Annotated in this window: 12 protein-coding genes; 7 read left to right on the forward strand and 5 right to left on the reverse strand. The window is 37.7% G+C overall.

What is annotated here, in order from left to right; all coding sequences use genetic code 11:
* Positions 1-397 precede the first annotated feature (397 nt).
* Positions 398-1228 carry a hypothetical protein gene (locus C9J40_RS09370; RefSeq protein ID WP_107208209.1) on the forward strand — a complete coding sequence of 277 codons (831 nt, stop codon included), beginning with the start codon at positions 398-400 and terminating at the stop codon, positions 1226-1228.
* A 264-nt stretch (positions 1229-1492) separates the two neighbouring features.
* A complete protein-coding gene (gene pepT / locus C9J40_RS09375) occupies positions 1493-2722 on the forward strand; it encodes a peptidase T (RefSeq protein ID WP_107208210.1) in 1230 nt (409 codons plus the stop codon).
* Between the two features lie 65 nt (positions 2723-2787).
* On the opposite strand, the gene C9J40_RS09380 is transcribed toward pepT, so the two are convergent.
* Positions 2788-3033: a hypothetical protein gene (locus C9J40_RS09380; protein WP_107208211.1), complete on the reverse strand. Its 246-nt coding sequence runs from the start codon at positions 3031-3033 to the stop codon at positions 2788-2790.
* 251 nt (positions 3034-3284) lie between these two features.
* On the opposite strand from C9J40_RS09380, the gene C9J40_RS09385 reads away from it, so the two are divergent.
* On the forward strand, positions 3285-3884 hold the full coding sequence (locus C9J40_RS09385; RefSeq protein WP_107208212.1) for a sugar O-acetyltransferase: 600 nt from the start codon (positions 3285-3287) through the stop codon (positions 3882-3884).
* A gap of 75 nt (positions 3885-3959) precedes the next feature.
* Positions 3960-4754: a Cof-type HAD-IIB family hydrolase gene (locus tag C9J40_RS09390; RefSeq protein ID WP_107208213.1), complete on the forward strand. Its 795-nt coding sequence runs from the start codon at positions 3960-3962 to the stop codon at positions 4752-4754.
* 65 nt (positions 4755-4819) lie between these two features.
* On the opposite strand, the gene C9J40_RS09395 is transcribed toward C9J40_RS09390, so the two are convergent.
* Both C9J40_RS09395 and C9J40_RS09400 read right to left on the reverse strand, forming a co-directional pair.
* Positions 4820-5491, reverse strand: a complete 672-nt coding sequence (locus C9J40_RS09395) for a flavin reductase family protein (protein WP_107208214.1) — start codon at positions 5489-5491, stop codon at positions 4820-4822.
* Between the two features lie 164 nt (positions 5492-5655).
* A complete protein-coding gene (locus tag C9J40_RS09400; RefSeq protein WP_107246641.1) occupies positions 5656-7140 on the reverse strand; it encodes a carboxypeptidase M32 in 1485 nt (494 codons plus the stop codon).
* A 357-nt stretch (positions 7141-7497) separates the two neighbouring features.
* Between C9J40_RS09400 and C9J40_RS09405 the strand changes: the two genes are divergently transcribed.
* Entirely contained in the window at positions 7498-8673 is a 1176-nt protein-coding gene (locus C9J40_RS09405) for a D-alanyl-D-alanine carboxypeptidase family protein (protein ID WP_107208216.1), read from the forward strand.
* 198 nt (positions 8674-8871) lie between these two features.
* Positions 8872-9765 carry a tRNA 2-thiocytidine(32) synthetase TtcA gene (gene ttcA, locus C9J40_RS09410; RefSeq protein ID WP_107208217.1) on the forward strand — a complete coding sequence of 298 codons (894 nt, stop codon included), beginning with the start codon at positions 8872-8874 and terminating at the stop codon, positions 9763-9765.
* 63 nt (positions 9766-9828) lie between these two features.
* Here the strand turns inward: ttcA and C9J40_RS09415 are convergent, their stop codons facing one another.
* The gene (locus C9J40_RS09415) at positions 9829-10587 is read right to left on the reverse strand and encodes a hypothetical protein (protein WP_107246643.1); all 759 of its coding nucleotides are present in this window, start codon (positions 10585-10587) and stop codon (positions 9829-9831) included.
* Positions 10588-10590: 3 nt separating this feature from the next.
* Positions 10591-12321, reverse strand: coding sequence for a trypsin-like serine protease (locus tag C9J40_RS09420; protein WP_107246645.1), 1731 nt, complete (start codon positions 12319-12321; stop codon positions 10591-10593).
* Between the two features lie 166 nt (positions 12322-12487).
* Between C9J40_RS09420 and C9J40_RS09425 the strand changes: the two genes are divergently transcribed.
* The gene (locus C9J40_RS09425; RefSeq protein WP_107208220.1) at positions 12488-12787 is read left to right on the forward strand and encodes a hypothetical protein; all 300 of its coding nucleotides are present in this window, start codon (positions 12488-12490) and stop codon (positions 12785-12787) included.
* Positions 12788-12826: the final 39 nt, after the last annotated feature.

Below are 12826 nucleotides of genomic sequence, written 5' to 3' on the forward strand. Positions count from 1 at the left end.
TTGGCTTTAAAATAAAGGGCGCATGATAGACCTGTAGTCTTTCAAATTAAAGCGTTTTTTCACTAATTTTAATGCAAAGATGTAATATTTTTCATCGTTAAGTAGTGAAATCCCTTATATGGTGTCAGTCACTTTATCGATTTTATAAACAATCTTTTACTAACATGTCGGTAATATGATTATTCAAAAAACTATCGTTATAATAAAAAACCTTATTACAGCTTAGTCTTAATAGTCGATCTTTAAATGAAAGACGATTTTATTATCAGCTTTTTTGACTTTTTTGCATGAAAAACACACAAATTAGTCAGCTTGACTGTTTTTTTATCTTAGAAATGTTTTTGTCTTACCCTCTCTGAAGTACAATGCCGCCATTACACCAATAACTGACATGAGTATGAAAGAGCCAATTAATCGAAGCTTCCACATTGGTGGGTCTATTGAAAAAGCATTGAAGGGGGAAGTGGAGCTACAACCCGTCACTGTTTTAGTTGAAGCATGGAAAATCACAGGGAAGAACATTTTTAGCTTTTTGCCTGCCGTAATTTGCTTGTTTCTTGCGCAAGTTGCATTATTACTTTTAGGGCTTGAAGTTCAATTAGGTAGCCCAACGGTTTTTTTTGATGCTTTCATTACAGGGCAGGGATTTACCGCTGAAATACTAAAAGCGGGCTTTATGGCTAATTTTTGGTCTGATGTGCTTATTGCGCCACTCTATGCAGGGGTTAGCCTAATGGCATTAAACCATGCGGTTGGTTTACCAACCAAGCCAAGCCAGATCGTTAAAGGGTTTTCTTTTACCCTTGTTTCATTAATTACCATGTTACTGCTTTCTTCTATTCAAGGACTAGGTAGCAGTGTTTTCCCATTAATTGGCTTGTTCCTCACAATGGCATTAAGCATGGCTATTTTATTAGTGTGCGAAAAGAAAGTATCACCAATAAAAGCGATTCAATACTCTTTCATGGCAACGATCCGTAAAGTATTGCCAATGACGGCTATCTATATTGTGATCATGCTAATGTTCTTTATCTCGATTGCTACTGCAGGTATCGGATTGATTTGGACATTACCTTTCTTCTTTAACGTGAAAGGGATTATTTATCGCAATATGTTTGGCGTAACATTACAAGTTACTTCTGTGGCAAAAAGTGATGATGAGCAACCTCCACAAGATGGCGGTGAGCCACCAGTTGATAAGATAGATAAAGATGTCTTTAATGCGTAAAGCATAAGTTTAAAAAAAGCTCCTAGGTTAGGGGCTTTTTTATTATTTGAATAACACCCTAACGCACTATAACTTTATATTTAATTGATAAAATAACGAACAGTAACTAATAAAAATCATGATTCAATCATTTTAAAGGCTTTAATAGGGCATATTGACCTAAATACCCGTCTATTCATATTAAAACTGATACATCGCAAAAATAGTAATTAACTTATCCGTCATAATTTATTACGCAAATAAATAAGCTATGTAAGGTTAATGATGGATAAGTTACTTGAACGTTTTTTACGATATGTTCGCATCGAAACACAATCTGATGGTGATGTTGCATCATGTCCGAGTACTGCAGGGCAATTTAACCTTGCACAACAACTAAAATCTGAAATGGAAGAGTTGGGTTTATCTGATATTTCATTAGATGAACATTGCTATTTAATGGCACGTCTTCCTTCAAATGTTTCTGCTGATATTCCAGCTATTGGTTTTATTGCTCACATGGATACAGCACCTGATGCTTCAGGTCTAAATGTTAAACCACAAATTGTAGAAAACTATCAAGGTGGTGATATTGCATTAGGCATTGGTGATGAAGTGCTATCTCCCATTCAATATCCCGACTTAAATAAGTTACACGGTCACAATATTATCACTACCGATGGTACAACACTGCTAGGTGCGGATAATAAGGCCGGGGTTGCTGAAATCATGACTGCCATTGCGTATCTTGTGGCACACCCTGAAATTAAACATGGTGATATTTGTATTGGTTTTACACCTGATGAGGAAATCGGACGTGGGGCTGATCTCTTTGATGTTGAGAAGTTCAATGCACAATGGGCTTACACCATAGATGGTGGACCTATAGGTGAATTAGAGTTCGAGAACTTTAATGCAACCTCTGCTGATGTGATTTGTCATGGAACCAATGTTCACCCTGGAACTGCGAAAGGTAAGATGGTGAACTCAATGAACATTGCCGCGCAGTTTCAGTTAATGATGCCCAGCAATGAAACGCCAGAAGCTACAGAAGGGTATGAAGGTTTCTACCATTTAAAATCAATGAAACCATCTGTCGCTAAAACAGAGTTAGGTTATATCATTCGTGATTTTAGCCGTGAAGGGCAAGAACAACGTAAAGCCTTTATGCAGCAGAAAGTTGATGAACTAAATCTACAACTTGAAAAAGGGCGTGTAGAGTTAGTGTTAACCGATTCATATTTCAATATGCGTGAAATGGTAGAGCCATATCCACATATCATTGAATTAGCGAAATCAGCAATGATTGAATGCGACGTACAGCCAGAGATCAAACCGATTAGAGGTGGTACAGACGGCGCGCGTTTATCATTTAAAGGATTACCATGCCCGAATATCTTTACTGGCGGATATAATTTTCATGGTATTCATGAGTTTATTACTGTCGAAGGGATGGAAAAGGCAGTAAATGTGATTATAAAACTGGTTGAAAAAACAACAGAAAAATATAGCTAATGCGTTGTAGCTAATTAAAGCCCCTAACATGTTTTAAATCATAATAAACGTGTTAGGGGGTTTTGTTATTCGTGATCTGTGCCTTTAAGTATTTCGTTTAGCTTTTTCAAAATAGTATGAACGGCGTGTCCTTTTGTGACTTCACCACCTTGCTCAACTTCAATTTTCTTTTTACCGTATAAGCCGGTTTCTTCTTCAGCGATATGAAGCCAGTCTGGATGCCAGTAAAAAGATTGACCGCCATCTGTGATCCAATTATGTACACCACAATTTTCACCACGGTAGTTAAGATCTTTAGCTTGGTAAGCCATACTTTATCCTTTGTTTTATAGTCAGTTATGTCAGAACAATATAGAAAATCAGAATACTAAACCGTGATCTAAGTATAATATTTATAGTGAATGTAACCAATTATTAATATAAATAATGGGATTAGATTCTCACGTTTCGTTCTGACTAACTGTATTTGTGATGAGCTTTTGAATCTCATTACAGCAGTCTTCCCAACCCAAATTGTCAGTATTATTCTAGCGTTATTATTAATGTCTTAATAAGGGCAACGATGGACACCCTCGAACAAGTTCATAGTCAAAAAGTCTATTTTTGTACCGATGAAGCGTTAGCAAATGCACAAGTACAATGTTTGGAAGTGCTGTATGACTTTAATCAAACTCGACCTTCTGAATATGATAAGCGGCAAGCTATCATGAAAGATTTGTTTGCTGCTGTGGGTGATAATTGCTACATCGAGCCACCGCTACGTGCTAATTGGGGAATCAATACACATATAGGCAATAACGTTTACGCTAATTTTAATCTTACCTTGGTTGATGATACCCATATCTATATTGGTGACAGTGTCATGATCGGACCTAATGTCACTATTGCAACAGCAGGTCATCCTATCGACCCTGATCTTCGTCGCGATGTGGCCCAATTTAATATTCCAGTGACGATTGGAAATAATGTCTGGTTAGGTGCACATGTGGTGGTTTTACCAGGTGTGACAATAGGTGAGAATACGGTGATTGGTGCAGGTAGTATTGTTACCAAAGATATTCCTGCCAATGTGGTTGCAGTCGGTAACCCTTGCCGAATATTAAGACCGATTACTGAGCACGATAAAGAGTATTACTATAAGAACCGCCGGATTCATGAGTAATTATTTCTATTCATTTACAATGATTGCTCTCTAACAGGTAAAATAGTGTGATAAACACTCAGTGGTAAAGGTTATATGACAGCTTCAATTAAATTTATTGCAACAGACATGGATGGCACGCTGCTTTGTGAAAAAAAGCAATTACCATCGGATTTTTATGATGTATTCAACCAACTACAGCAAAAGAATGTGCTATTTGCTGCGGCATCAGGGCGTCAATATCAAAGCCTAGTGAATACATTTGCTCCAATTAAAGATGATATGATCTTTATTGCTGAGAACGGTACATTAGTAATGTATCAAGGAAAAGAGTTGTATAGCTCAACTATCCCAACCAATGAAATTCACGATATTCTTAAAACTGTTAAGCAAGTACAGGACTGTGACATTGTGTTATGTGGTAAGAATGCAGCCTATACCGAAGCCACCAGCGAACAAGCTTTAGATGAAATTCGTAAGTATTACCATAATCTTGAGTTAGTTGATGATTTACTGGCTGTTGATGATGAGTTTATTAAAGTCGCGGTTTTAAATTTCAATGGTACAGAAGAGCATGTTTATCCAGTGCTATCACCGCAATTTGGTGGCACACATCAAGTGGTCGTAAGTGCGAAGATTTGGCTTGATTTAATGCATAAAACAGCGTCAAAAGGCGCCGCAATAAAGTACTTACAAAAAGAATTCGGTTTTACGTTCGAGGAGAGTATGAGCTTTGGTGATTTCTTCAATGATGTAGAAATGCTTAAAGAAACTTACCATAGCTATGCAATGGACAATGCCCATCCTGAGATAAAAAAATTAGCTCGATTTGAAGCGCCGAGTAATAACGAACAGGGTGTAATGACTGTTATTAAGAAGACAATATTATAATCAGCATCTTAATCTAAAGTTATAAGCCTCAATATATTGTTTTAACAATCATTGAGGCTCTACTTTTACTCTTTAATAAAAAAAGCATTACCATCAATATCGAGTGGTACGATAGGTTTATCGGGTTTTGCGTAACTTAAACGTCCAACACTTTGCGTTACGTGGTAGTTATCGAGTCCAGAAAGCGTCATTAAGTCTAGGCTTTCAATATTGATATAGCCATCTTTTCGAAGGGCGTATTTAGGTAAAATCACTCGCTCAATTTCCCCAATAATCATATATGTACCATTAGATGGAATAGGTATGATTTCTACTAACCTTAAGCCTATTTTTATTGGACTCTCTAATACAAATGGCGCATCAAAATGATTGTCATAGAAAGGGGTGAGACGCGTTTCATTAAATTCTGACACATCTTTAGGATAGCGAGCAGATGTTTGATGGGCTCGTTGGTAGAATTCCTCAGATACAGCGTTAATTGTGTATTGTTCGGTTTGCTGGATGTTTGTATAAGTGTGTCGTTCGACGGTGTTAGGACGTAATATAAAGCCTAATAATGCAGGTGATGATCCAAGATGGATAACAGAACTGACAATGGATACATTTTCATTTCCATCTTTATCTGTCGTTCCTATAAGGTTGGCGCTTTTAAAACCAGGTAAAGAGTTTATTAATTGAACTCTTTGACGTTTTTCCATTGTGTGAATATCACGTGTTGATAATCGAATATTATCCATATATTACCTCAGGTTTCTAAACGTTAAGTTTTTTACGCCTAATGACTGAGTGTGGATCACCTTGATAATATGAATAATAAAGAAATGAAAGAGTTATAAAGCCATAGTGAGTTATGGTTAACTACTTAAAACACTATGGCTAATATTTAACCTGATTTAATGCATCACTGGTTATAACGAGCCATTAAATGCTGTTTAAAGAAACGAGGATTTAATGTTTCGCCTGTCGCTTGTTTTACTAATTCATCCGTTGAAAGTGTACATCCTTTTGACCAGATATTCGTTTCAAGCCATGTAAAAATAGGGGATAAATCACCTGATGTAATTGCAGCTTCAACATCTACTACTTTCTTCATTGCAGCCATGAATTGTGCGGCGTACATAGCACCCAGCGTATAAGATGGAAAATAACCAAAGCTACCATCTGTCCAGTGAATATCCTGCATACAGCCATCTTTGAAGTTACCTTTCGTATCAATACCAAGATAAGCTTGCATTTTTTGATCCCAAATTTCAGGAATATCGTCAACTTCGATTATCCCTTCAATAAGATCACGTTCAATTTCATAACGCAGAATTACGTGGGCTGGGTAAGTTACTTCGTCAGCATCAACACGGATAAAACCCGGTTTAACGCGAGTATTAATAGTGTTGAGGTTTTCAGCCGTCAGCGCACTATCGGTTTCACGGTTAAATGTTTTCTGTGCTAATGGCGCCAATTTTTTCGCAAAATCAATATTACGTGAAAGCTGCATTTCAAAAAACAGCGACTGACTTTCATGAATCCCCATTGAACGAGCTTGGCCTACAGGCAGATCTCGCCATTGATGTGGTAAACCTTGCTCATAACGTGCATGACCAGTTTCATGAATAACGCCCATTAAGGCTGATGTAAAGTCAGTTTCGTCATAACGCGTTGTAATACGTACATCGGTTGATACACCACCACAGAATGGGTGAGTACTGATATCTAACCGCCCATGATTAAAATCGAAGTTTAATAGTTTCATGACGTCTAGACTAAGTGCGTTTTGCTCGGCAATCGGGAATGTTCCGGTTAAAGGCAATACGGCGTCATTCTTCTGCTTGTTTTGCACATCTTGAATAAGCTGCGGCAACCACGATTTTACATCAGCAAAAATACCGTCAAGAATTTCAGAAGTCATTCCTGGTTCGTAAAGATCGAGCAGGGCATCGTATAGACTTAATCCTGTTGCTTTAGAGCGAATAGCCGCTTCTTGACGTGCAAGTTTCACAACAGGAGCGAGGTTTTGTTTAAATCCTTCCCAGTCATTTTCTTTACGTTGGGTACGCCAAGCATGCTCACATTGTGAGCCTAATAAGGATTTTTGCTCCACTAGCTCGGCTGGTAAAATGTTATGCATCATCCATTGACGTTTTAACGCAGCAAGGCTGATACGTTCAGCATTAGATAATTGCTCTTTTTCTGCTTGTTCAAACCAATCAGCAAGATAACCAGCCGTTGATAATTCATGTGTAATAACCGCAAGTTCAGCCATTGCTTCCGAGCGAGCTTCAGCACCACCACTTGGCATCATTGCAGCTTGATCCCAACCACATATTGCGCTTAGATGACCTAAACGCGATAACTTACGAGCATGCTGTTCTAATTTTAGATAATAGCTCATTTCACATCCCTAATGTTTAGCTGTTAAAAACATCACTATATTATGTATTACTTATTGAATAGTCAGTAAAAAAGTACGAAAGGTTCATTAAAATAGGGAAAAATTTATAACAACGTGAGCAATAATAAAAAAACACGATAGAGGCAGTATTAAACGTTTATATTTTTTTTTATTAACGCTATAAATGTAAAGATGGCGTGCAAATCGTAAAACAGTGTTACAAAAGGAAGTTTTTCATATTGCAAACGCTATAATGGGCCTCAACTAATATACCTATTTGAACTATTTTACGAACTTATGATGTTGTAAATAGTTATATTAGATTGTTTATCGTATTTTTAAGGGATTTTGCCTCAAATGAAAAAGACATCACCGCTTTTTTCTCTCGTTGGTGTAACTGCGCTTTGTACTGTGTCGTTTTCATCATTAGCAGCACCTTCTGTTATTCCAGATGCACCGACATTAAGTGCAAAGGGTTATGTATTGATGGACTACAATACAGGCCAAGTATTAGTCGAGAAGAATGCTAACGAAAAATTAAACCCTGCAAGCTTGACGAAATTAATGACTAGTTATGTTGCTGGTCAGGAAATGCAACAAGGCAATATCAGTAAAGATGATATTGTTGTTATTAGCCGTAACGCATGGGCACGTAATTTCCCTGATTCTTCGAAAATGTTTATCGAAGTAGGGAGTGAAGTACCACTAATGGACTTGTTCCGTGGTTTGATTATTCAATCAGGTAACGATGCAAGTGTTGCACTTGCTGAACACGTAGCTGGCTCTGAGCAAGCATTTGTGGGTTTAATGAACTCATGGGCTAAAAAGCTAGGAATGAATGCTACACATTTTGCGAATCCTCATGGTTTAGATCACAGTGATCTTTATACTACACCGTATGATATTGCATTATTAGGCCAAGCGTTAATTCGCGACTTACCATCAATTTATCCGCTATACAGTGAGAAATCATTTACATATAACAACATTACCCAACGTAACCGAAATGGTCTGCTGTATGATAAAAGCATGAATGTTGATGGTATGAAAACCGGCTACACAAGCGGTGCTGGATATAGCTTAACAAGTTCTGCAACTGAAGGTGACATGCGTTTAATTGCGGTTGTGATGGGAACAAAAAGTACCAAAACCCGTGAAAGAGAAAGTAAAGCCTTACTAAATTACGGTTTCCGATTTTTTGAAACAGTCGTGCCACATAAAGCTGGCGATAAAATCTTATCTGAACGCGTATGGTTTGGTAATAAAGAGAACGTTGAGTTAGGTGTTGATAGTTCAAGCTATGTGACATTGTCACGTAACGACACCAAAAAATTGACAGCAAGCGTTGAGCTTAATGGTGAACTTGATGCACCGATCGAGAAAGGTGAAGTCGTCGGTAAGGTACTTTACTCTGTTGATGGTAAAGAAGTTGCGTCTCAACCACTTGTTGCATTAGATTCAGTTGAACAAGGCAGTATTTTCAGCCGCCTTGTTGATCATGTTAAAAAGTTCTTTGCTGGATTATTTAGTTAATTTAATCGCTTTTTAAGGTTAAAGATTCGTATACAAAGAAGCTCGGTTTTAGCCGAGCTTTTTTGTATCGATTTATCCAATGATGGTTTTCCGTAGTTTACTATTTCCTGTTGAGTCTAAAATCCGTATAATTCACGCCCTATAAATTCTTATCCAGCAATTCTACTGTCGGGATTACCGACGGTGAGAGAAGTAGTAATGAATCAGACAGATAATCGTAAAGAAGTACTTGAATTTAATAAGCTGCAAAAGCGTCTACGTCGTAATGTCGGTAACGCCATTATTGACTACAACATGATTGAAGAAAATGATGTTGTGATGGCATGTATCAGTGGCGGCAAGGACTCATTTGCGATGCTGGATATCTTATTGAACCTGCAAAAAGCAGCACCGATCAATTTTGAAGTTGTTGCGGTTAACTTAGATCAAAAGCAACCAGGTTTCCCTGAGCATATTCTGCCAGAGTACTTTTCTAGCTTAAATATCCCATACTATATCGTAGATAAAGACACTTACTCTGTAGTGAAAGAGAAAGTGGAAGAAGGTAAAACAACCTGTGGTCTTTGCTCTCGTTTGCGCCGTGGTACGCTGTACTCTTTTGCTGAGAAAATTGGTGCAACTAAGATCGCACTAGGGCACCACTTAGATGATATCGTTGAAACATTATTCTTAAACATGTTCCACGGCTCTCGTTTAAAGGCAATGCCGCCTAAGTTACGTTCTGATGATGGTCGTAATGTTGTTATTCGTCCATTAAGTTACTGTCGTGAAAAAGATCTAATTAAGTACGCAGAGCATAAAGCCTTCCCAATTATTCCTTGTAACCTGTGTGGCTCTCAAGAAAATCTACAACGTCAAAGTATTAAAGCGATGTTAATTGATTGGGACAAGAAAACACCAGGTCGCGTAGATGCTATCTTTAAATCTATCCAAAACATCAGTCCAAGCCAGTTAGCTGATAAAAATCTATTTGATTTTGTTAACTTGCCATTAGATCGTGAAGGTGAGAAGGCTGAGTATGCCTTTACTGAAGCGACGGTTTCTTCAACAAACATTGATGAGTCGATGTTTATTGATGTGACTAACGTTTAGTCACTACGTTGTTAAAATAATGGGCTAATAAACTTTGCCAAATACGACAAAGAATTTAGCCCTTTATTTAAGAAGCTCAGAAAATGCCTCACTGTTTCTTTTTACTGCATTATCGTTGTTACTCATCAACTGACTTTTGCTGGTTATCCATCCTTTATTATTCACGGTTCTTAAGTGGTATTCGTCTTTATTGTCAGTAATAAACGAACCTTCTGTTAAGTTACTTATTTGTGTAATCTTCCCTATATCTTGGCGTTGTGTGTTTTGAAGATCCCATGATGTTACCTTGTCACTTATTGTATTTATCTTTGAGACTATTATTTGTTGTTCAGCACCATTTGGCATGGTGAAAACTAAGCTATCACCAATAGTTAAAATACTGAGTAACTCATCATTTATTTCCACAATACTTTCAATCGGTAGTATTGATATTCCTTGTTCTTGTTTCACTTTGTCTAGTAAATTGGGGCGGTAAAGCCAGAGATCTTCGCCTGTTAATAGATTAATCGGTGTATCAATTGTTGTCGCTACTTGATGATCATAACTATGAAGTTGTGGGTTACCTTCTAGATCTTCTTCAGCGACATAAGAAGGATCATCAATGATTATTTCTTCTTCCATACTTAATATTTTAAAATCTTTGGGCGCTTCAGCAACCTCATAAAGGTTTTTTGTTAGTTGATTCTTATTTATTGTACGTGATGTATCACTTACAATTTCAGGTGTTTTTATTTCGTTAGCTGTTTTGTCGGGTTTAAAAATAAAGACACAGAGCAACCCAACAATCAGCGCTAAACCAGTATATTGGATCACTCTTTTCATACATTACTCGGTAATATTTAATTTAATATCAAGGTGTAAGTCTTTAGTTAACCCACGCTTATGTAAGCCCTTCACGTTAACGGATAAAGATCCAGAATATTCACCAATAGGTAAATCTTTATTGTCATCAGCGATAAAGCTCACACGTAACTCACCATAAACAGGGCGCATATAACGACAATAGGCGGCATTGTTCATTATTGTCCACCCACAACCCATATAGCGTTCTCCGCGCAACATAATAGTTTGTTGTTCTCCGGTTTCTGTATTCGTTACATTTACTTTCAAACGACTATAACCTCGGTTATAGCGACGCCAAACCACACGATTACGGTTCATTTTATTATCAGATAGATAATATACGCTGCCATAAACATCTTTTTCATAACGAGGAGAAACGTAAGGTGTTGAATCAGTAATGACTCCGTCACTTGGAAGTGCAGAAGTAATCTCGATATTTGTTGCAACGGTTACTTCATCTGAGTAAGAGCGGTTATAGAGACTTTTTACCATTAAACTAAAATCACCACTGTAAGTACCGATAGGCAATGTCGGATTATCTGCTTGAATAAATTCTAGTTTAAGTTGACCTAAGTTTGGCGCAGGGTAACACCATGCACTGTTATTAATACGTCCCCAGCCACAATGTGTTTTACGTTGACCTCGCAACCAGACTTCATGTTCTGTATTGTTTTCTTTTTGGGTTAATGCAACGGAAAATTTGGTCATTTTTCGTGGATAACGCCAAACAAATCGTTCAGGTCCAGAAACAACATTGTCGCCCTTAACATAATAAACAGAGCCTCGTACACTTTGTTCTAAAGGATCGGTTTCTATCGGTGCTTCATGGGTTAATAACCATGCAGGTTCCTCAACTGGCGGCTCATCTTCAATATCATCTACGGTTTTTAATACAGGAACGACACCTTTTAACCAATCAATATGTAAAGCAATAGGGACGTGACCTGAATACCCATATTGCCAGCCATACCACCATGACGAAATACCGACAGCAACAGGGTGTTCATTCCGTTGTTGCCAAATCGCAGAGCCACTATCACCTGGGCTTGCAAATGCCCATGCGTCTGTATTCTCAATGGCCTGATTTATTAAACAGTCTTGGTAATAATAACGAATATGTCCTTCACCATGTCGCCTACCAATATAGCCAAGTTGACCTAATGAACGTGAACCGAAGATACCAAATCCTGTGAAGGTAGTAGGGTTAAGTAGCAAATCAGTATTTAAATTATTGTCGACAAACGGTTGCTTAATGACATCACCATTTGCATCTAGGGGATCGGAGACTTTCGGGATTTTTGCGACCGCTATGTCATCACTGCAGCCAGTAAAGGTACGAAAATAGTTAGTAGAAATACCTGCAGCAATAATCGTCCCATCTTGTTGTTTAAACGAGACATATTGACCTGAATATTCTGAAGAATCAGAGCCTGATAAACAGTGTGCAGCCGTTAGTACATAGCTATGAGATTCATCACTCCCAAGCCATGTACCTGAACAATATCCGCTACCAATCACTAAACCGACGGAGCGAAATTGTTCAACATTCGCATTTTGTTCTAATACGCTACTAACATTATTGACGACACTTGGATCTAAACTTCCTCCTAATTCAATGTATTTACTATCGTTAATGCCTAATGAAAAAGCAGAAGCTGAAAACAACAGGGTGAGACAGCATATATAACGACTTAAAAAATGATAACTATTCATGACGTTAACCAGCCTAAAACGGTGTGTTTTTAAGAGTAGATTATCAATAAGAAGTCATTTTTATCAAAAATAAGACATTGTCAGTGGCACAACACATACCTAACAATATTCTTTGTGTTTTTAAGCTGATAACATGATTGGAAATATTTCGACGATAGAGACATGCATGTTACGCAGTATTTTAATCACAACGAGCCTTGTATTCATGGTGGGTTGTAGCTCTCATCAAGCACAAGAATTGGGGCTAGGTGGTGGGCAAGTTAATGGCTATGCGCAAAATATGACAAATGCTCAATTGTGCAGCATTTATTTAAAAGAACGGACGTCAAATCAGACTCGATCAGCTATTGCTTCTGAATGGAGTCGTCGCAAGTTAAGTCGAGCATATTGTAAAGAAAAAGCCAATGAGTGGTATCTTACCAAATTTGCCAAATGGCTAACGCTACAAGAATCTGAGAAGAAATAAATCGCATTCTATAAGAGAAAGGCCTCAATAGAGGCCTTT

It is taken from the genome of Photobacterium sp. GB-72, assembly GCF_003026095.1.
Classification (GTDB): Bacteria; Pseudomonadota; Gammaproteobacteria; order Enterobacterales; family Vibrionaceae; genus Photobacterium.